Source organism: Hyphobacterium sp., from assembly GCF_043584775.1.
Taxonomy (GTDB): domain Bacteria; phylum Pseudomonadota; class Alphaproteobacteria; order Caulobacterales; family Maricaulaceae; genus Hyphobacterium.
Genome location: NZ_CP121327.1, coordinates 577,141 through 597,277, shown reverse-complemented (window position 1 = coordinate 597,277; position 20,137 = coordinate 577,141). Strand labels below are relative to the sequence as shown.

Here is a 20,137-nt window from a genome sequence, read left to right as displayed (position 1 = left end):
TCGGGGGGATTAGAATGGCGCAGGTTCTCGTTACAGGCATTAGCGGCTTCATCGCCAAACACGTGGCGCTTCAGCTATTGCAAGCCGGGCACGACGTCGTCGGCACAGTCCGCGACACCTCGAAAGCGGATCCGGTCAAGGAAACGCTGGTCCGTCATGGCGCCGATCACACCAATATCCGTTTTGTCGAAGCCGATCTGACCAGCGATGATGGCTGGGCAGAGGCCGTCTCCGGTTGCGATTATATCCAGCACCTCGCCTCGCCCTTCCCGCTCGCGCAGCCCGATGATCGCGAAGCTCTGGTGCCCGAGGCCCGAGACGGCATGCTACGCGTTGTGAAGGCAGGCCTCGATGCAGGGGCAAAGCGCATCGTCGTCACATCCTCGTTGGCCGCAGTGATGTACAACCCGGCCTTCAAGGGCGAATTCGAGGCCGGGCCGGAAGCCTGGTCCGACCCCGAATGGAAAGCGATCTCGCCCTATATCATTTCCAAGACCCGCGCCGAGCAAGCGCTCTGGGCCCTGCTGGACGAGCGCGGCGAGCGCGAACGGGCCAGTGTCATCAATCCGGGTCTGGTATTGGGGCCCTCTCTGGACGAGCGGATCGGCACCTCGCTGTCTGTTGTCGAAATGCTCCTGAAAGGCGCTTATCCGGCCTCCCCGCCCCTGCGCTTCCCGACGGTCGATGTGCGCGATCTCGCGGCCCTGCATGTGGCGGCGATGGAGTCACCCAATACCGGCGGGCTGCGTCTTCTGGCTGCCGCCGATACTGTCTCCATGCAGGAAATGGCGCTCATCCTCGCTGCCGCCTTCCCGGCCTTTGCCAAGAAGATCCCGACAAAGGAATTGCCGGCCTGGCTGGTTCGCTTCATGGCGATATTCGACAAGAATCTGAAATCCATCACGGCTGATCTCGGCCGCAAACGCATCGCCAAGACCGCCTATGTCACCGAGAAGACCGGCATTGCCTTCCGCCCGGCCCGGGAAGCGATCGAGGCCGCCGCAGAGTCGCTGATCGAATACGGCGTGGTGAAACCGCCGCGCTAGCCCGGCGGCATGGCGTGATAGAGAGTACGCAACCCGTCCACGGCGACCATCACGCCGACCGAAATGACGATGCCGGAAAAGACATAGTTCAGGGCCCGCTTGCGCACGGAGAGCGCTTTTGATGCCCAGCTTCCGGCGATGCCACCCAGAACGCCGCCGAGAATAAACAGGATGGCGATCCTCCAGACAATGAGCCCGGAAAACGCATAGCTGGCCGCCGTCGCGGAGCCAAAGGCCGTGACCGAAACGAGTGACGAGCCAATGGCATTCAGGAGCGGCATCGACGTCGCCACGATCAGGCCGGGCACGATCAGAAACCCGCCGCCAATACCGAAAAATCCCGACAATCCACCCACTACGAAACCGGACCCGGCCAGCCGCGGCGCGACTTTCCAGGTCAGCCGCACATCCCCGTTTCCACCCGAGCGCGGCCGCAACATCAATACGCCGACGACGATCATCAACAGTCCAAACAGGCCCAGCAGCAATTCACCGTCGACCTGCTGCCCGAGAAACGCGCCTGCCGCTGCGCCGAACACACCGGCGGCTGCAAACACCAGCGCGCATTGCCATTTCACATTGCCGGCGCGGGCATGGGAGAGAAGATTGAAGAGCGCGCTCGCCGCAACCGCCAGAGCCCCGGTCCCGATCGCCAAGTGCGGGCTGCCGATGCGCACGACATAGACCAGGAGCGGCACGGCCAGAATGGACCCACCGCCGCCTACCAGGCCGAGAATGAACCCGACCAGCGTGCCGGAAAAAACCGACAGGACATCCTGAAGCAGATGCGGGTCAGCCACCGCAAACCACCCGCATGATCAACCCGCCTGCCTTTTTCATGTATCCCCCCGGATGTTGCTGTCCGGGACCTTACTTCGTCCGGTCCAGCAAGTCTTTCAGGTATTTCTGGTATTCGGTTTTCGGGCTGTCATCCACCAGCTCGGCCAGACCCGCCCGATCAATGAAGCCCATGCGGAAGGCGATTTCTTCAGGACAGGCCACTTTCAGTCCGGTGCGTTCTTCAACCACCTTGATGAATTGACCGGCCTCGAACAGATCGGCATGCGTGCCGCCATCGAGCCAGGCCACGCCGCGGCCAATGGTTTTCACGTGCAGATCGCCGCGCTCCATATAGGCACGATTGACATCGGTGATCTCCAGCTCGCCGCGGCCCGACGGTTTCAATTTCCAGGCAATGTCCAGCACATCGGGATCATAGAAATAGATACCCGGCACAGCGAGCTTCGACTTTGGCTTTTTCGGCTTTTCTTCCAGCGAAATGGCGCGGCCATCCTCGCCCAGCTCGACCACGCCGAAGGCAGAGGGGTCCGCGACCTCATAGCCGAAAATCGTCGCGCCCTTGTCTTGCTTTGCGGCTTCCTGAATGCGTTTCGATAAACCATCGCCGTAGAAAATATTATCGCCGAGAATGAGCGCAATATTATGCCCCTGAAGTTCATTGGCGGCGACCCGGAAGCCTTCGGCTATGCCGCCGGGCTTGTTCTGCGCCACATATTCGAAGGTCAGGCCCCATTTTTCGCCATCCCCGAGCAAAGCCTGGATTTGCGGAATGGATTCCGGGTTCGAAACGATGACAAAATCCCGCACACCGCCCAGCATCAGCGTGGTCAGCGGATAATAGATCATCGGCTTGTCGAATACCGGCAGAAGGTGCTTGTTCACCGAAAGCGTCAGCGGATAGAGGCGGCTGCCCGTGCCGCCCGCCAGAATGAGACCTTTCCATTTGGATGCCATGCCGGATCTCCTTCTAGCGGCCGAGGCCGAGGCGAGCGATTTCTGCCGCATCACGCGACAACCAGTCAGGGTGCGCCAGATACCAGTCGACCGTTTCCGACAGCCCGCTGTCAAGCGTCACGGACGGCGCCCAGCCCAGCTCGGCCCGAGCGCGGGCGCTGTTGACGGCATAGCGCATGTCATGACCGGGACGATCAGCCACAAAGCGGATCTGGTCTTCATAAGGCTTTGGCGAGGGGCGCTTGTCATCCAGCAGGCGGCAAAGTGTGCGCACCAGATCGATATTCGTGCGCTCGGCATCGCCGCCGAAATTATACTTCCGGCCGACCTCACCGGCGTCAGCAGCCGCCATCAGGCCGGCGACATGATCGCTCACATAAAGCCAGTCGCGGATATTCTCGCCCTTGCCATAGACCGGAATATCGCCGCCGGACAAAGCGGTGCGGATGACCGTCGGGATCAGTTTTTCCGGATGCTGGAATGGCCCGTAATTATTCGAACAATTGGTGATGATGACCGGCAGGCCATAGGTCTCGACCCAGGCGCGCGCCAGATGGTCCGCGCCCGCCTTCGAGGCGGCATAGGGACTGTTGGGCGCATAGGGCGTGTCTTCGGTAAAGGCCGGATCATCGAAGCCGAGCGTCCCGTAAACCTCATCCGTCGAGACGTGGACAAAGCGGAATGCCGCGCGCGCCAGCTCATCGAGACCGCGCCAATACTCTCGGGCGGAATCCAGCATGACCGATGTGCCCACTAGGTTGGTCCGGATGAAAATCCCGGGCCCATCGATCGACCGGTCGACATGGCTTTCCGCCGCCAGGTGAAAAACGCGATGGGGATTGAAATCGGCAAAGGCGGAAGCAACGGCACCGGCATCGGCAATATCCACCTTCCGGAATTGATAGCCTTGCGCGTTGGCGATCTCCGCGATGGACCGCTCGTCCCCGGCATAGGTCAGGGCATCCAGATTCAGGACATCATGCCCCTCGGCCACCAGTTTGCGAACCAGTGCCGACCCGATGAAGCCGCAGCCGCCCGTAACAAGAATGCGCATTTATAGCTGTCCCCGTGACCTGCTGCAGGCAGAAAACAGGCCCGCAGCCGAAAGGCAACCGCCCACTGCATTTTTGAAAGCGGGCAAAGGACGGCCACAGGCACAATTTACGTCAAAAAAAGACCCGGCACAGTGGCCGGGCCTTCTTCAGATTTGGCAGGCTCTTACCAGATGCTGACCCGCTGTTCAGGCGGCAGGTAGAGCTCATCATCTTCGGAGATGTTGAACGCCTCATACCAGGCGTCCATGTTCCGCACGACGCCATTGGTCCGATACTGGTTCGGGCTATGAACGCCGGAGATCAGGCGCGACCGCATGGAATCTTCCGTGCGCAGACCGCGCCAGACCTGGGCCCAGGCGAGGAAGAAACGCTGATCGCCCGTAAAGCCGTCCAGCACAGGGGCTTCACCGTTGGAATGATCGGCCAGGTACATGTGATAGGCATGGCGGGCGATGGAGAGACCACCGAGATCGCCAATATTCTCGCCCATTGTCTGGTTGCCGCGAACACATTCGCCTTCTACCGGACAGAAGCCGTTATATTGCCCCTCCAGCACCGAAGTCCGCGATTCAAACTCGCTACGTGCAAACTCGGTCCACCAGTTGCGTTGCAGCCCGGTGCCGTCCGAACGGCTACCCTGATCATCGAAGCCGTGGCCCATTTCGTGGCCGATGACGCCGCCAATGGCGCCAAAATTGACGGCCGGATCGGCATTCGGGTCAAAGAAGGGCGGCTGCAGGATAGCGGCCGGGAAAACGATCTCGTTACGCTGCGAGGAATAGTACGCATTCACCGTTTGCGGGCTCATGAACCACTCCCATGAGCGGATCGGACCGCCGAGACGGGAGCGTGAATCGGCGCGATACCATTCCGCAATCCGGTGCGAATTGCCAATCAGATCGCCTTCGACAATTTCGATCGAGGAGAAATCGCGCCACACTTCCGGATAACCGATTTTCGGCAGGAAGGCTTCAAGCTTGGCGAACGCTTCAGCCCGCGTTTCGTCGTCCATCCATTCCAGGGTTTCGAGGCGATCAGCAAAGGCACGGCGGAGATATTCCACCAGCTCGGTCATCTGGTCGCGGTAATCGGCCGGGAAATACCGCTCGACATAGACCTGCCCGAGCGCTTCACCGAAGCTGCCATTGACCATCTGGACCGCCCGCAATTCGCGCGGACGCTGTTCTTCCGTACCGTTCAGCTGGCGGGAATAGAATTCCCAGGAAGCCTGATCATAGGCCTGCGGCAGCATGGCCGTATGATTGTCGATATAATGGAAGGTCAGATAGGATTGCAGCGTTTCGACCGGGGTTTCCGCGAAGAGCTGCGACAGGCTTTGAACGGCCGTGTTCTGATTGACGATAATCTCTTCCTGTCCGGCACCGCCACCAGCCTCGATAAAGGCCTCCCACGGGAAGCCCGGCGCATAGTCCATCAGGGCGTCAACGGTCTGCAGATCATAATTTGCGATCCGGTCACGGACCCGGTCCAGCGGCCAGTGAATGTCGGCGATCGCGGTTTCGAAAGCCAGGATGGCTTCGGCGCGTTCACGGCCATTCTCGATTCCGGCGCGGTCAAACAGACCGGCCATGTAATCGACATAGGCCGCCCGGTGCTCGGGGAAGGGGTCTTCATCGCGCAGATAGAAGTCGCGGTTCGGCAGACCCAGGCCAGACTGGCCGGTCGAGATCACATAACGCGTCGGGTCACCCGGATCGATGGTCACACCGAACGACATGATGGACGGATAGTTCAGCGCGCCCATCAGGCGAGCAATGTCTTCATGCGTCGACGCCGTCATCGCGGCATCAATGCCCTCTTCCAGCGGCTCCAGGCCAAGGGCTTCGATCCGGTCGGCATCCAGATAATCATTGTACAATGTAGCGATCTGGTATTCCGGCGTGCCTTCGGCATTATCAGCTTCAGACACTTCCTGGATGATGCCCTCGATCCGCTCCTCGGTCTGGAGGTAGAGTTCGGTAAAGCCGTTCAGGCTGGAAAAGCCCGGCGGGAATTCAGCCGTTTCCAGCCAGCCTTCATTGACATAGCGGAAGAAGTCATCGCCCGGATCAATCGTGTCGGAGATGTGCTGTGTCTCCACGCCCCAATCACCGAGAATGGCCTCGCCCGACGCCATTTCTTCTTCACCCGAGGCCATATCCTCCGACGTATCCGATGCGCCGGACGCATCCATGGCGGTCTCGTCCATGGTTTCGGTATTGGCAGACGTATCGGTATCGTCGGTCATCTCGGCCGGGCTACACGCCACGACGAGAGCAAAAGCGCTGGATGCCAGCAATAGTTTCCTGATCACAATCAAGCTCCCCAAGGTCAATTCGATGGAGATACCTAGCGTAGATCGTGACAGGCTCAACTGAATTTCCTGTCATTTTCGGAAAAGAAAACGGCTCCGCACGAAATGCGGAGCCGTCATTCAGTCAAGGTCTGTCTTGATTTACCAGATCCGGACGCGTTCTTCCGGCGGCAGGTAAAGCGCATCATCCTCGGTCACTTCAAACGCCGCATACCAGGCATCGAGGTTACGGACGACACCATTCGTGCGGTATTGCGACGGGCTGTGCGGGTCGGTGACCAGACGCTGGCGCAGATTGTCCTCACGATAGAGGCGGCGCCAGACCTGTGCCCAGGCGAGGAAGAAGCGCTGATCGCCGGTCAGACCGTCCAGCACTTCGGCTTCCCCGTCGCAGCAGGCGGCGAGATGGCGTTGATAGGCGGAGTAGGCCATTTGCAGCCCGCCCAGATCACCAATGTTTTCACCCATGGTGAAAGTACCGTTCACGAACTCGCCCTCGATCGGGGAGTAACCGTCATACTGGGTGCCAAGGCGGCCGGCACGCTCATTGAACGCTTCATTGGTCGCTTCGGTCCACCAGTTGCGATACAGGCCGGCTTCGTCGAATTCGCGGCCCTGATCGTCAAAACCGTGGCCGATTTCGTGACCGATCACAGCGCCGATAGCACCGTAATTGATGGCGGCGTCCGCATTCGGATCAAAGAATGGCGGCTGCAGAATACCCGCCGGGAAGGTGATCTGGTTCATCAACGGATTGTAGGACGCATTCACCGTTTGCGGCGGATACGGCCAGGCATTGCGATCGACCGGACCACTCAGGTCTTCAACCTGCTGGTTCCAGTTGAATTCGTTGATCCGGTGCAGGTTTCCGAACAGGTCATCGGCATCGATTTCCAGCGAGGAATAATCCGTCCACTCATCCGGATAACCAATGCGGGGCTCGAAGGTCGACAGCTTCAGCAGAGCCTGCTCGCGCGTTTCGTCGTCCATCCAGGCCAGGTTTTCCAGACGCTCGGCAAAGGCCGCCGTCAGATTGGCCACCAGATCTTCCATCTGATCCTTGGATTCCGGCGGGAAGTGGCGGTCAACATAGACCTGGCCGACCACCTCACCGAGGGATCCGCCCACCAGATTGACGCCGCGGCGATCGCGCGGGCGCTGTTCTTCGGTACCGTTCAGCGTCCGGCCGAAGAAATCAAAGCTCGCCGCATCAAAAGCCATTGGCAGGGCATTGGTGTTCGAATTCAGAAGGTGGAAGGTCATGTAATCGCGCAGAACGTCGATCGGCGTGTCCGCGAAGACAGCCGCCGATTCCTCGAGCGCGCTCGGCTGCGCCACGATATAGGTGCCAAGTCCGCCAATACCCAGCGAGTCAAAGCCCGCCGTGAAATTGAAGGCCGGGGCCAGTTCGGCCAGTTGTTCCGGCGTCATCGGGTTGAGAATCTCGGAAATGATCCGGCTGCGATCCTGGGTCCAGTGCGTATTCGCGATGCGGGTTTCCAGCGCCAGAATGGCGTCGGCTTTTTCCGCACCGCCTTCAATACCGGCCAGTTCGAAGATCTGCGTGATGTAGGCGACATAGGCTTCGCGGTATTCCTGATAGCGCTCACCCTCATTCAGGTAGAAGTCGCGATCCGGCAGGCCGAGGCCGCCCTGTCCGACGAAGACCGTGTATTCGGTCGTGTTCGCCGGGTTCGGAATGATGCCGACACCGAACATCGACTGATGATGCAGCGACGAGAAGAGAGCGGCAAAATCGTCATGCGTTTCCGCCGCATCGATTTCAGCCATCAGCGGCTGGATCGCTTCCAGACCGCGCGCATCAAGCGCCTCGGTATTCATCCAGCTGGCATAGAGATCACCAACCTGTTGTTCCGGCGATCCGGCTTCACCGCCCGTTTCGGCCAGCTCGACGATGATGTCCTGAACCTGCTGCTCTGCTTCCAGCGCGAGTTCGGTGAACATGCCGTAGTTTGACAGGTCAGCCGGAATCTCGGTGGTGTCCAGCCACTCGCCATTGGCGTAGCGGAAGAAGTCATTGCCCGGTTCGACTGTCGTATCCATACCCGCGAGGTCAAAACCCCAATCGCCGATTTCGGCAGACGCCATTTCGGTCTGACCGCCATCCATGGTCGAACCATCCGTCTGGTCGACGGTGGTGGTGTCCGTGGTCTGCGGCTCGCTACACGCGGCCAGCAGGGCCAGACATGCGCTACCCAATAGCAGTTTCTTCATCGTCAGCTTCCCTTTTGAGACCGGTTCCCCACCGGCAATATGAATTGTGATGGCGCCTTATACGCCAAGCCGGGCGGGCTGACCAATCCGCAATGCGGACCAATCAGCCCGAACCGGTTTACTCGGCCGGCTGGATCGTGCCGACATCGGTTTCCGGCGCGCCGCTTTCCGTCTCGTGATAGGTCGAGCCGATTCCCGGCAGTTTCTGGCCCGTCCACATGCCGACCACACCGCGCTTGATATCGACGCCAATCGCATAGAGCGCCGGCACCAGAAGCAGGGTCAGGAAGAGGGCGAAGACCACGGCAAAGCCCAGAGACACGACCATCGGCTTCAGGAATTGCGCCTGCGTCGACGTCTCCGCCATCATCGGCAGAATACCGAGGAAGGTCGTCACCGAGGTCAGGATGATCGGACGGAAACGCTGAACGCCGGCATCGACGAGCGCCTGGAAGGCCCCGACGCCATTGGCGCGCAAGCGGTTCACAAAGTCGACCAGCACCAGATTGTCATTGATCACGACGCCCGCAGCCGCACCCACCCCGAAGAAGGAGAAGAGCGCGAACGGCATGTCGAACAGCAAGTGCCCGAACACAGCGCCGGCATAGGCAAACGGGATTGCAATCATGATCAGCGCCGGCTGGGCGTAGGACCGGAAGGCAATCGCCAGCAGGATGTAGATGCCGCCCAGCACCAGGATTACGAGATTCATGAGTTCGGCCATGAACTCGGCCTCACCCTGCGCCTGTCCGAATTCCTGACGGCTGACATTGGGGTGCCGCTCCGACCAGGCCGGCCAGAAATCCGCATCCATGCTGTCCATGACCTCACCGCGTGCGGTCGGATCCGTCAGCTCTGCGGCCACCGTAATCGTCCGCATGCGGTCGCGGCGATTGATACGGTTGAGGCCCGGGGCGAATTCCACATCAGCCACAGCCGACAGCGGCACTTCGCGTCCATCTGCCGTGCGGATGCGGAAATCGCGCAGCGTATCCAGAGACCGGCGGGCATCTTCCGGGAAGCGCAGCATGACGCGCACATCCTGTCCGTTGCGGGGCAGGCGGACCACTTCCTCGCCATAGAAGGCCTGCCGCACCTGACGGGTCACATCCGCCAGCGTGATCCCGAGGGCTTGCGCATCCGGCCGCAAGGAGAATTGCAGCTCCTCGGCAGAAGACTGGAGATTATCGACCACGTCATAAAGCGTGTCATAAGAGCGGAGTTGCTCTTTCAGCTCGTCAGCCGCCAGACGCAATTCGTCAAGATCCTGACCGGAAATCGCAAAGCGGAGACCGTTACCGCCATTATTCAGCGTGGTATCGAGCCGTACCTCTTCCGCATCCGGGATCGGACCCAGAAAATCGCGAATCTGCTGTGCCACTTCCCGCGTCGTCAGGCCGCCGGGTCGGACTTCCGGTTCGGCCAGCGTGATCCAGGCCCGCACCCGGCCATCCGTGGCCAGTGTGGAGCGACTCTCGATCATGTCGCTTTCGCCGGGATAGACCTCGCGATAATGCTCCAGCGTCAATTCCTCGGCGCGCTCCAGCTGCTGACGTACCGCTTCGGTCCGTTGCCAGGGGGTACCTTCCGCCAGCTGAATGCTCGCCTGAATGGTCTCGTTCTCGATCTCCGGCATGAAAACGCTGCCGACGCGGTTGGTCGATTGCAGGACAATCGCGACCGCAAACAGGCCTGTGAAGAAAAGCAGGGTCGAATACCGGCGCTTCACCGCAAAGACGACCGCATGCCGGTAAATATGCCGGGCAAACCAGATCATCGTATCGGCGATTGCGCGCTGCAGCTTCAGCAACGGGCCGAAAAACCCGTCCATCTTTTCCGGCTTCATGTGCGACAAGTGCGCCGGCAAGATCAGAAGCGATTCAATCAGAGAGAAGGTCAGGGCCGCAATCACAACCAGCGAAATCTGGCGTGTAAACTGAACCTCCGGACCGGACAGCATCATCCAGGGTGCAAACATCAATATGGTGGTGATCACTGCAAAGATCACCGGCTTGGCCACCATCTGGGTTCCCAGCACGGCTGCCGTCAGCCCGGTTTCCCCGCGCTCCACCCTGTTGTGTATGTTTTCTCCGACAATAATAGCGTCATCGACCACGATCCCGATCACGATCAGGAAGGCGAACAGCGACAGCATGTTCAGCGTCACCCCCCACATCGGCAGCAACAGGAAGGCGCCGAGGAAGGCCACGCCGATTCCCACCGTTACCCAGAAGGCCACAATCGGACGCAGGAAAAGCACAAGTGCGATCAGCACAAACAGCATGCCCCACGTTGCACTACCGACCACAGTATCCACCCGCGCTTCGTACATTTCGGCGTTATTCCACCAGAGCGACATGGAAACGCCTTCTGGCAGGGTCGCTGACCGCCGTTCGATGAATTCCTGAACGCCATCGGAAACGTCGACGACATCCATTCCAGGGCTGGAGACAATGACCACCAGCGCCATCGGCTCGCCATTATACGTGCCGACCAGATTGGCATCGACAAACCCGTCTGTGACATCGGCAATATCGCTGATCCGGATCGTACCGCCGGCCGACGTCTGGCGGACAACAATGTTTTCGAAATCCTCTGCGGAATCGCCCAATTGGCGCGCGGTCAGAGAGACATCGCCAATGTCCGTCCGGACCTGTCCGGCCGAGGCATTCAGCGATGAACTCCGCAGCGCGCGAGCCACCTCGTCAAAGGTCAGATTATAGCGGCGAAGATCGCTTTCATTGACCTCGATCGCCACTTCCTCATTCAGCGTCGCCCAGATCTGAACCAGAGACACACCGGGCACATCAGCCGCGACTTCATCGCGGATTTCGCGCGCAATTCGTTGCAAGTCGCGGCGCGGCACATGTCCGTGCACGGCAAAGCCGACGACCTGGTCCTCATTTCGCCATTGGCTGACAATCGGACGATAGGCTGAAGGCGGCAGGTTGTTGACGGAATTCACCTGCTGCTCGATTTCATTGATGAAGGTGCGCATATCGACCGATCGCGACCCTTCGATATTGATGAAAGCCGCCCCTTCGCGTGCCGTCGAGGTCATGTTTTCAATGCCATCGACGGAGGAAACGGCCTCCTCGATGCGGACAACAATCTGTTCTTCCATCTCCTGGGGAGACGCGCCAGGCCAGGTCACCTGCACGGTTGCTCCGGCAAAACTGGCCGTCGGAAACACTTCGCGGTTCATGGTCCACAGACCCATGATGCCGCCGACAATGGCCACCAGCATCAGCAGGTTTGCGGCCACGCCATTACTGGCCCACCACGCAAGGATGCCCTTATGCTCTGTTTCGTGTTGTGGGTCTGTCATGACCGTCTCCCTGGTCTTGTTCTGTTGGCTGAACTAGTCAGCACTGGCGACTTGAGCGGCCTGATCCTCGCCACCATTTTCAGCAGCGTCGTCATCGGCTTCATCGTCGTCGCGATCGGTTTCAATCACTGCAGACCGCTCGGCGATCAGCTCGCCATCCTGATCGAAAGTCCGGATGCGCATGCCATCGCTGGCAGCACGGATCGGGCTCGTAATCACCATGTCGTCGGCTTCAACACCGCCTGAAATTACCAGACGTTCCGGATCAGACGTAATCACACTCACGTTACGGATGCCGAGCGTGCCGCCCTCCTGGGCGACATAAACGCTATCGGATCCGCGCAAGGCAGACCGCGGCAGGACATAGGCATCGGCCACTTCACGGCCCTGCACTTCGGCATCCACAAAGAGGCCGACGGGCAGAGGTGAACCGCCCGCTTCCGCGGCAGCACCATAGGGGTCGTTGACTTGGGCAATGGCGTAAAGCACGCGCGTCTGGGTATCGATCGAGCTGTCGGTCCGGACCAGCTGGGCCTCCCATTCGCGAGACTGGCCCGCCAGAACTGCCGAAACCCGCACACTGGGACCCGGATTGGCCTCGGTGGCCTGGAAGGCGACCGGAATATTCAGCATGGACAATTCATTGTCCGTCAGCGGCAAGCGGATCTGAACAGCCTCGGTGCCGAACACTTCGCCCAGAGGCGTGCCGGGTGACACGAACTGGCCGACATCAACACTCTTGACGCGAACGCGGCCATCAAACGGTGCCGAAATCCGCGTGCGTTCCAGACCCAAGCGGGCCTCCTGCAATTGCGCATTGGCGGCGGCCAGAGTGGCCCTCGCTTGCGCCAGCTGAGGTTCGCGCAGCGTCAGCGAGGAGGCTTCGCCTTCGCCCAGTTCTTCCCATTCGCGGGCGGCAAGATCGGCTTCGGCCTGTTCGCGGACCAGCGTTTGTTGGGCCTGAGCCACTTGCGCCTGAGCGCGGGTGACGGCAAGGCGGTAGTCGGCATCGTCGATCTCGATCAGGGTTTCGCCGGCTTCGAAAAAGCCACCTTCGATGAAGTTGGGGTTCACATAAACGATGCGTCCGGAGACCTGAGGCACCAGATTGATCTGGACCAGTGGCCGGACCTCGCCCTGCGTGGTCACCGTCAACGTCACATTGGTATTCTCAACCGGTGCCGCAAAGACCGCGACCGGCCGGGGCTCGGCGCTCGCGCGCTCGGGTTGGGGCGCGGTCATGATCATTACCGCGATCACGGCAATAAATCCTGCTATCACCAATAGCGGCAGCAACAAGATCAAACGGCCTGTAGATTTGGTCATAACGGTCTCCTAACCCTCAACGCCGCGCAGATCGGGAGCGTCAAAGCTTCCGCCGATAGCGAGGTAAATATCAACACGATTGGTGGCCCGCTCGCGGCGGGCAGCGATGTACTGGCCTTCTGAGGCAAATCTACGACTCTGAGCGTCCAGCAGTTCAAAAACAGTGGCGAGGCCCGATCCGTATTGGCGGATCACGAGCTCTTCCGCCGCGGCGGCCTGCTCATAGGCATCGCGCAGCGCTTCCACGCGCGCGGCCAGAATGCCATCGGCATAAATGGCATCTTCCGCCTCTCGCCAGGCCGACAGTACCGTCGTCGCATAGGCCGCAAGCTGGGCTTCCGCCGCCGCTTCGGCACGGTCACGCTCCGCGCGCAGAGCCCCGCCATTGAAGATCGGTGCTGTCAGCGAGCCGATGGCTGTCGCGACATAGGTGTCGATGTCGAAAATATCCGCCGGATCCGCACCGCCAGTATCCAGAGTGCCACGCAGTGTCAGGCTGGGCAAAAGCGCATCCCGGGCAATCTCGGCCTGAAGGCCAACGGATTGAAGCCGGGCTTCGGCAGCCCGCAGATCAGGACGGCGCACCAGCAATTCGCCGGGGGCACCGATGCCGGCCAGTCCGTCAAAATCAGGCAGATCGGCATCATGCTCGATCGCGCCCGCCGGATAACGGCCGAGCAGAATTTCCAGGCTGCGAGCGGCGGAGGCCTGTGCGCGCTGGCGCGATGCGAGAACCGCCTGACTGGAGGCCAGCGCCGAGCGGAAAGTCCGCACATCGGACGAGCGTGAGACACCGGCACCGAAACGGCGTTCAATCAGCGCCAGCGAACGCTCCTTGGCCTGCACATCGCGCGCGGCCAGATCGGTCTGAAGGCGCGCTTCAATCAGCAGGAACCAGGCGCGGGCAACCTGCCCGGCCACCGACAGACGAGCGCCTTCATAATCCGCATCCGTCGCCTGATATTCCAGAACGCCGGCTTGTGCGCGAGCGGCCAGACGGCCCCAGAGGTCCGCCTCCCACGACACGCCGAGCCCGGCACCATAACTGGTCGTGCTGCCCGGATCGGTTTCGCGTTGCGTAACGCCCAGATCGGCATTGACGCTCGGCAAACGGCCGGCGTTTGCTGCGCGGGCACTGGCGCGTGCCGCCCGGATGCGGGCTTCAGCGGACAGTATTCCGGGATTTTCGACAACCGCTTCGTCGATCAAAGCGGCCAGCCGGGCATCGTTGAACGTCGCCACCCAGTTATCGATCCGGGTGGTATCGGCATCACCGCCGGACGCCCACATCATGGGCGAGGATGGCAGTGCGTCGCGACCGCTCAGACCCGGACCTGTAGAAGCACAGGACGCCAGAGCAAGGGCGGTAACGGAGAGGAGGAGGCTTTGTTTGATCATACTGGACTCTTGATGCCGGGGGAGGCGAATTTGGATGCACCCTAGATTCAGCTTTTCGAAAGTCAACAAACTTTTATCGAAAAACAGTAATTTTTTAGCGATGATCATCAAAATACTCTCGAATATCACTATGATAGTTGGTGATTTCGAAAGTTGCGCGCGCCGCCAGCCCGTCTCAGAAGCGGTTGATTAACATCGGAATTGTGGCCCTTATGAGCCTCGGCTTTGCAGAAGGCGAATGAATTTTGAGCAAGGATTCCCCATCCGAGCAGGAAGGCCGGCGTCTTCGGCGGCGCGACACGTTCACCCTGACCGCGATCGCCCTCGCAGTCCTGCTCGTGCTCGCCCTGTCGGGAGCCGTGACTTTTTGGGTGGCGCTATCCGCCGCCATCGCAATCGGCGCCTTGTCCTTCATCTATTACCTTCTGGTCTCCACCGTATCCGCCCCGCGCGTTCAATCCGCCCCCGCCAGCCCCAAAGCCATCGCCGCGGGCGCAGCGTCGCCGGCGCGTGAAATCCTGGAACAACTGCCCTTGCCGGTTCTGCTCGTCGGTCCCGGTGGCCGTATCGAACGGGCCAATCCGGCCGCCCATGAATTTCTGGGTCTCGGCAATGAATCGGGCCTGTTATCGGCCTCGCTTCGCCAGCCCAAAGTGCTGGAAGCCGTCAGCGCCGTCTTGCAGGGCGACAAGGCGCGGATCGTCGAATATTCAACATTGGCCCCCATCGAAAGCCATGTCCGCGTCCACGTCATTCCGTTGAAAGCCGAAGAGCCGGGCGGCTATCCCTGGCGGGCGCTACTAGTGCTGGCGGATGAAACCTCCAGCAAACGCGCCGAGCGCATGCGCGCGGATTTTCTGGCCAATGCCAGCCATGAATTACGCACGCCCCTCGCCTCTCTGGCCGGATTCATCGAAACCCTGCGCGGACATGCGCGCGACGATCTCGCGGCGCGGGACAAATTCCTGTCCATCATGCAGGATCAGACCGAGCGCATGCGGCGCCTGATCAATGATCTGTTGTCATTGAGCCGCGTCGAAATGGACGAGCACGTACCGCCCAGCGGCGAGGCCGATCTGGCCGCCATGACACAGGACACAATCGATTCCGTGCGTCCGCTGGCGAAACCGAAAGATATCCGCATTGATTTCGAGGGCGACCGCAATGCCCCGGTCATCGGTGAGCGCGACCAGCTGTTCGAAATTGCCCAGAACCTGATCGAGAATGCGATCAAGTATTCCGAACCCGGTTCGCGAATTGTCTGCGATATCCACGCCGATATCGGCCGGGAGGACATTGATCGCCTAACTGGCAGTCTCGGCCCGGAGGCCGGCCGTCTGACCATTGCTGCACCGGGCCGGGCGGCGGGAATGCGATTCGCGATGTTACGCGTGCGCGATGCCGGCAAGGGCATTGAGCGGCGCCATCTGCCGCGCCTGTCGGAGCGCTTTTATCGCGTGGACGGTCAGAAAAGCGGTCCGAAGGAAGGCACCGGTCTGGGGCTGGCGATCGTCAAACATATTGTCAGCCGTCATCGCGGCGGATTCTTCGTCGAAAGCCTGCCGGGCGAAGGCAGCGTCTTTTCGGTGAGCATCCCTCGGCAGGTCGTCGACGTCACGTCTTCCGTCGGCTGACAGTCGGCCACAACTGCAGACAAAAACCCTGTTTCCGGCGGGGCCTCGGGCGGCGTCATCAAACTGTTATGAAAATGACATAAGCGCGCCGTGAACCGGCTGCTAGGGGTCGCGGAAGCGCAACTTTGGCGGCCAGCGCCGCATGACGGAAACCGACGGGACTTACATGCCGATCAACGCCCTCATCCTGTTGATGATGCTCGTGCTCATCTCGGCAGCATTCTATGTCGGCCGGACGCGCGCCTTGCGGTCCGCCGGACGCGAAGCCATCAGCCTGCATTCATTGCCGAATTACCATGGCTATTTCGTCGCCTTGTGGACCGGAATGCCCGCGCTTCTGCTCATGGCGGCGCTCGCCATGTTCGGCCCCGCCCTGACCGAAACCGTCGTGGAATCGCGCCTCAACCAGGCCGCGGCACCGCTCATTCAGGACTTTGAAACCCGTCAGGAAGACGATTCGCAGATCGTATCGGCTCAGCGCACACTCGAGGCATCGGAGACCGTCAACGCCGCGACCGATGCCCGTGCCACGATCCAAAGCCGCCGCACCGAGATTGCTGCCGAGATCACGGCAACCGCTCGGCAGAACAGCGCATCGCCTCTGGCGCTTGCCGGGTTCGAGTATGCCACCTTGCCGCCCGAGCGCCGGGGCCTTTTCATCAGCGATGCGCGGGCGCTCGCCTTCAACAGCCAACCCAGCGAAATCACGCCGGCCATTGAGGCCACCGCTTCAGCATTCCGCCCGGTCGATCAGGCGATTCGATATGGCGGGGCCGTTCTGGCGATTATTCTGGCACTGGCCGGACTGGCCTGGTCGCGATCGAGAGTTAAAGCCGGCTTCCGTGCCCGCAACCGCGTCGAAAGCGCCTTCATGGGCTTTTTGATGCTGTGTTCCGGCATCGCCATCCTGACCACGATCGGCATCGTCGCCTCGCTCCTGTTTGAATCGCTTCGCTTCTTTGAGGCCATCAACTGGCGGCTGGGTGAATTCCTGTTCGGCACCCAATGGAGCCCGCAAATCGCCATCCGGGCCGAGCAGGTCGGACAATCGGGCGCCTTCGGGGCCGTGCCGCTCTTTGCCGGCACCTTCATGATTACCGTCATTGCCATTCTGGTGGCCGGGCCAATTGGCCTGTTTGCCGCCATCTACCTCTCCGAATATGCCGGAAAGCGCACCCGCAACATCGTCAAGCCGGTCATGGAAATTCTCGCCGGTATTCCAACCGTGGTGTACGGCTTTTTTGCGCTTCTGACGGTCGGCCCGGCCATTCGCGCCGCGGCGCAATTCGTGGGCTTTGAGAGCGCCGTTACCCAGTCGGCCCTGTCCGCCGGTCTGGTCATGGGCGTGATGATCATCCCCTTCGTGTCATCCCTGTCAGATGATGTGATCAACTCCGTCCCGCAAACCCTGCGCGACGGTGCCTATGCCATGGGCGCCACCAAGTCGGAAACCGTCAAGCAGGTCATCCTGCCTGCCGCCTTGCCCGGCATTGTCGGGGCCTTCCTGCTGGCGATCAGCCGCGCCGTCGGCGAAACCATGATCGTCGTCATGGCAGCCGGTCAGGGGGCCAATCTGACGGCCAACCCGCTGGAATCCGTCACCACGATTACCGTGCAAATCGTCATGTTGCTGACCGGCGACCAGGAATTCGACAGTGCCAAGACGCTGTCCGCCTTCGCCCTCGGCCTTGTACTTTTCATCTTCACGCTGGCGCTGAACGTGATCGCGCTGCGCGTCGTGCAGAGATATCAGGAAAAATATGATTGATCGCACGGATATTCAGGCCGCTGTTCAGGCCCGCCTCGCCAAGCGCTATCGCGCCGAAGGCCGCTTCCGCATGTTCGGCATTCTGGCCATCATGGCAGCCATTGCTGTGCTCTTCCTGCTGATCGGCTCCATCGCCAGCCAGTCGATACCGGCCTTCCGCGTCCACGAACTGACGCTGCCAGTGACGCTTGAAGCCTCGCGCGTCGACCCATCCGGCGATCGCAGCGAAGCCTCGTTGCGCCGGGGATCCTATAACAGCCTGTTGCAGGAAGCGCTTCGCGCCGAATTCCCCCATATCGAAGACCGCGCCGAGTTGCGCGAACTCTTCGGCCTCTATACGCCGCTCAATTCGGCCCGGCTTCAGAATTATGTGCTGGACCACCCGGATCTCGTCGGTCAGACCATCGACTTCACCTTTCCGATTTCCGACGATGCCGACCTTTATCTTCAGGGGCTGACGACAACATCCAGCGAAGCCGCGCCCGGTCTCGTCGCGACCCCCTCGGGCACGACCGGCAATGTCAGCATTTTCGCCAATGCCAATGTGTTTTCGCCGATTGTTTCGGATATCCGGGCACGTCTGGCAACCGAAGCCGACGAACTGGAAGATCGGGCCCGGCGCTATGACGCCCGCGCCGCGAACTCGGCCGGTGATGAAGCCGCTGAAAGCCTGACCCGCGAGGCGGAACAGGCCCGCACCCGTGCCGCCAGCCTGCGCGAGCTCGCCGCCCCCGGCGGTGATGGTATCAACATGTCGCCGGAATTGCCGAGCCGTCTGGTGCGCATGAATGGCGGGATCGTTCATATCGACCGGATCAGTGATGGCGGGCGCACCGCCGAAGGCCGTGTCCTCGTCGCGCTGGATAGCACAGAGGCCGGGAGTGACTGGACCATCTGGACGCTGGACGTACCGCAGGCCGAACGCCGCATCACCGACGCACAGATCGCCTGGGCAGAAACCCTGCTGGCCCGTGGCCGGGTGGAGCAGGGCTTCAATTCCTATCTCTTCACCAATGCCGACAGCCGCGAGCCGGAACTGGCCGGCGTGCTGGGCGCCGTTATCGGCTCCGGCCTCACCATGCTGGTGACCATGCTGCTGGCCGTCCCCATCGGTGTCGCCACGGCGGTATATCTGGAAGAATTCGCCCCGAAGAACCGGATCACCGGCTTCATCGAGGTGAATATCAACAACCTTGCCGCTGTTCCGTCCATCGTCTTCGGCCTTCTGGGACTGGCGGTGTTCATCAGCCTGTTCGGCCTGCCACGATCAGCGCCGCTGGTCGGCGGTATGGTGCTCGCCCTGATGACCTTGCCGACCGTGATCATTTCCTCGCGCGCCGCGCTGAAAGCCGTGCCGCCCTCCATCCGCGAAGCCGCGCTGGGCGTTGGCGCCTCGCGCCTGCAAACCGTGGTACACCACGTGCTGCCACTGGCTGCGCCGGGCATTCTGACCGGATCGATCATTGGCCTGGCTCAGGCCATGGGCGAGACTGCGCCGCTTCTGATGATCGGCATGGTGGCCTTCGTCGCTGACGCGCCCAGCCTGTCTGTCGGCGGGCTGACCGAACCGGCCACGGTCATGCCGGTCCAGATTTTCCTGTGGTCCGACGGCGCCGAGCGCGCTTTCGAACCCCGTACGGCCGCCGCCATTCTGGTGCTGCTGGCCCTGATGATTGTGTTTAATGCGGTCGCGGTCCTGCTGCGCCGCCGGTTCGAGCGGAGATGGTAGGTATGGCGGATTCCGGTAGCCGGACCTCAACGGTTTATCACGACGCAGCAAAGGACATTAAGGGCAAGATCACCCTTGATGGCGTGAACGTCTTCTATGGCCCCAAACAGGCCATTCATGATGTCTCCATGGAGATAGCCGATCGCTCCGTGACCGCCTTTATCGGCCCGTCCGGCTGTGGCAAGTCCGGACGAGGTCGCCGACCGGCTGGATCAGCCCGGCACCGGCCTGTCCGGCGGACAGCAGCAGCGCCTCGTCATTGCCCGCGCCATCGCGGTCAGTCCGGAAGTCATCCTGATGGATGAGCCCTGTTCCGCGCTCGATCCGATCGCCACCGCCAAGATCGAGGAATTGATCGACGAGCTGCGCGAGAATTACTGCATTGTCATCGTCACCCACTCCATGGCGCAGGCCGCGCGCGTTTCGCAGATGACCGCCTTCTTCCACATGGGAGACCTGGTCGAATACGGCCCCACGGAAGAGATTTTCACCAATCCACACGAGCCCCGGACACAGGACTACATCACCGGACGCTTCGGCTAGGCCGCT

The 20,137-nt window shown here is 60.9% G+C and carries 12 protein-coding genes and 1 pseudogene; 5 read left to right on the top strand and 8 right to left on the bottom strand.

The genetic code is table 11. The features are described from left to right. The first annotated feature begins 14 nt into the window (after positions 1 to 14). Positions 15 to 1,046 carry an NAD-dependent epimerase/dehydratase family protein gene (locus P0D52_RS02790; protein WP_394693921.1) on the top strand — a complete coding sequence of 344 codons (1,032 nt, stop codon included), beginning with the start codon at positions 15 to 17 and terminating at the stop codon, positions 1,044 to 1,046. Here P0D52_RS02790 and P0D52_RS02785 read toward each other — a convergent pair. The 8 genes from P0D52_RS02785 to P0D52_RS02750 all read right to left on the bottom strand — a co-directional run bounded on the left by P0D52_RS02785 (position 1,043) and on the right by P0D52_RS02750 (position 14,457). Continuing rightward, positions 1,043 to 1,846, bottom strand: coding sequence for a sulfite exporter TauE/SafE family protein (locus tag P0D52_RS02785; RefSeq protein ID WP_394693920.1), 804 nt, complete (start codon positions 1,844 to 1,846; stop codon positions 1,043 to 1,045). The two genes, P0D52_RS02790 and P0D52_RS02785, sit on opposite strands and share 4 nt — an antisense overlap. Before the next feature lie 70 nt (positions 1,847 to 1,916). Next, positions 1,917 to 2,801, bottom strand: coding sequence for a glucose-1-phosphate thymidylyltransferase RfbA (gene rfbA, locus P0D52_RS02780; RefSeq protein ID WP_394693919.1), 885 nt, complete (start codon positions 2,799 to 2,801; stop codon positions 1,917 to 1,919). 13 nt (positions 2,802 to 2,814) lie between these two features. Beyond that, on the bottom strand, positions 2,815 to 3,855 hold the full coding sequence (gene rfbB / locus P0D52_RS02775; RefSeq protein ID WP_394693918.1) for a dTDP-glucose 4,6-dehydratase: 1,041 nt from the start codon (positions 3,853 to 3,855) through the stop codon (positions 2,815 to 2,817). 164 nt (positions 3,856 to 4,019) lie between these two features. Further along, positions 4,020 to 6,170, bottom strand: a complete 2,151-nt coding sequence (locus P0D52_RS02770; protein WP_394693917.1) for a M13 family metallopeptidase — start codon at positions 6,168 to 6,170, stop codon at positions 4,020 to 4,022. 141 nt (positions 6,171 to 6,311) lie between these two features. Continuing rightward, positions 6,312 to 8,405 (bottom strand): M13 family metallopeptidase, encoded by a 2,094-nt coding sequence (locus tag P0D52_RS02765; RefSeq protein WP_394693916.1) that lies wholly within the window; start codon positions 8,403 to 8,405, stop codon positions 6,312 to 6,314. Positions 8,406 to 8,523: 118 nt separating this feature from the next. Then, entirely contained in the window at positions 8,524 to 11,733 is a 3,210-nt protein-coding gene (locus P0D52_RS02760) for an efflux RND transporter permease subunit (RefSeq protein WP_394693915.1), read from the bottom strand. Positions 11,734 to 11,766: 33 nt separating this feature from the next. Then, positions 11,767 to 13,059 (bottom strand): efflux RND transporter periplasmic adaptor subunit, encoded by a 1,293-nt coding sequence (locus P0D52_RS02755; RefSeq protein WP_394693914.1) that lies wholly within the window; start codon positions 13,057 to 13,059, stop codon positions 11,767 to 11,769. A gap of 9 nt (positions 13,060 to 13,068) precedes the next feature. Then, on the bottom strand, positions 13,069 to 14,457 hold the full coding sequence (locus tag P0D52_RS02750; protein WP_394693913.1) for an efflux transporter outer membrane subunit: 1,389 nt from the start codon (positions 14,455 to 14,457) through the stop codon (positions 13,069 to 13,071). Between the two features lie 245 nt (positions 14,458 to 14,702). Between P0D52_RS02750 and P0D52_RS02745 the strand changes: the two genes are divergently transcribed. From P0D52_RS02745 to P0D52_RS02730, 4 genes and pseudogenes are all read left to right on the top strand, one after another. Next, a complete protein-coding gene (locus tag P0D52_RS02745) occupies positions 14,703 to 16,091 on the top strand; it encodes an ATP-binding protein (RefSeq protein ID WP_394693912.1) in 1,389 nt (462 codons plus the stop codon). A gap of 142 nt (positions 16,092 to 16,233) precedes the next feature. Then, positions 16,234 to 17,859, top strand: coding sequence for a phosphate ABC transporter permease subunit PstC (gene pstC, locus P0D52_RS02740; protein WP_394693911.1), 1,626 nt, complete (start codon positions 16,234 to 16,236; stop codon positions 17,857 to 17,859). Beyond that, a complete protein-coding gene (pstA, locus tag P0D52_RS02735; RefSeq protein WP_394693910.1) occupies positions 17,852 to 19,588 on the top strand; it encodes a phosphate ABC transporter permease PstA in 1,737 nt (578 codons plus the stop codon). The genes pstC and pstA overlap by 8 nt, the downstream gene beginning before the upstream one ends. Beyond that, positions 19,582 to 20,131, top strand: a pseudogene (locus P0D52_RS02730) (phosphate ABC transporter ATP-binding protein). Before pstA ends, P0D52_RS02730 begins: the two are co-directional and overlap by 7 nt. The last annotated feature ends 6 nt before the right edge of the window (positions 20,132 to 20,137 follow it).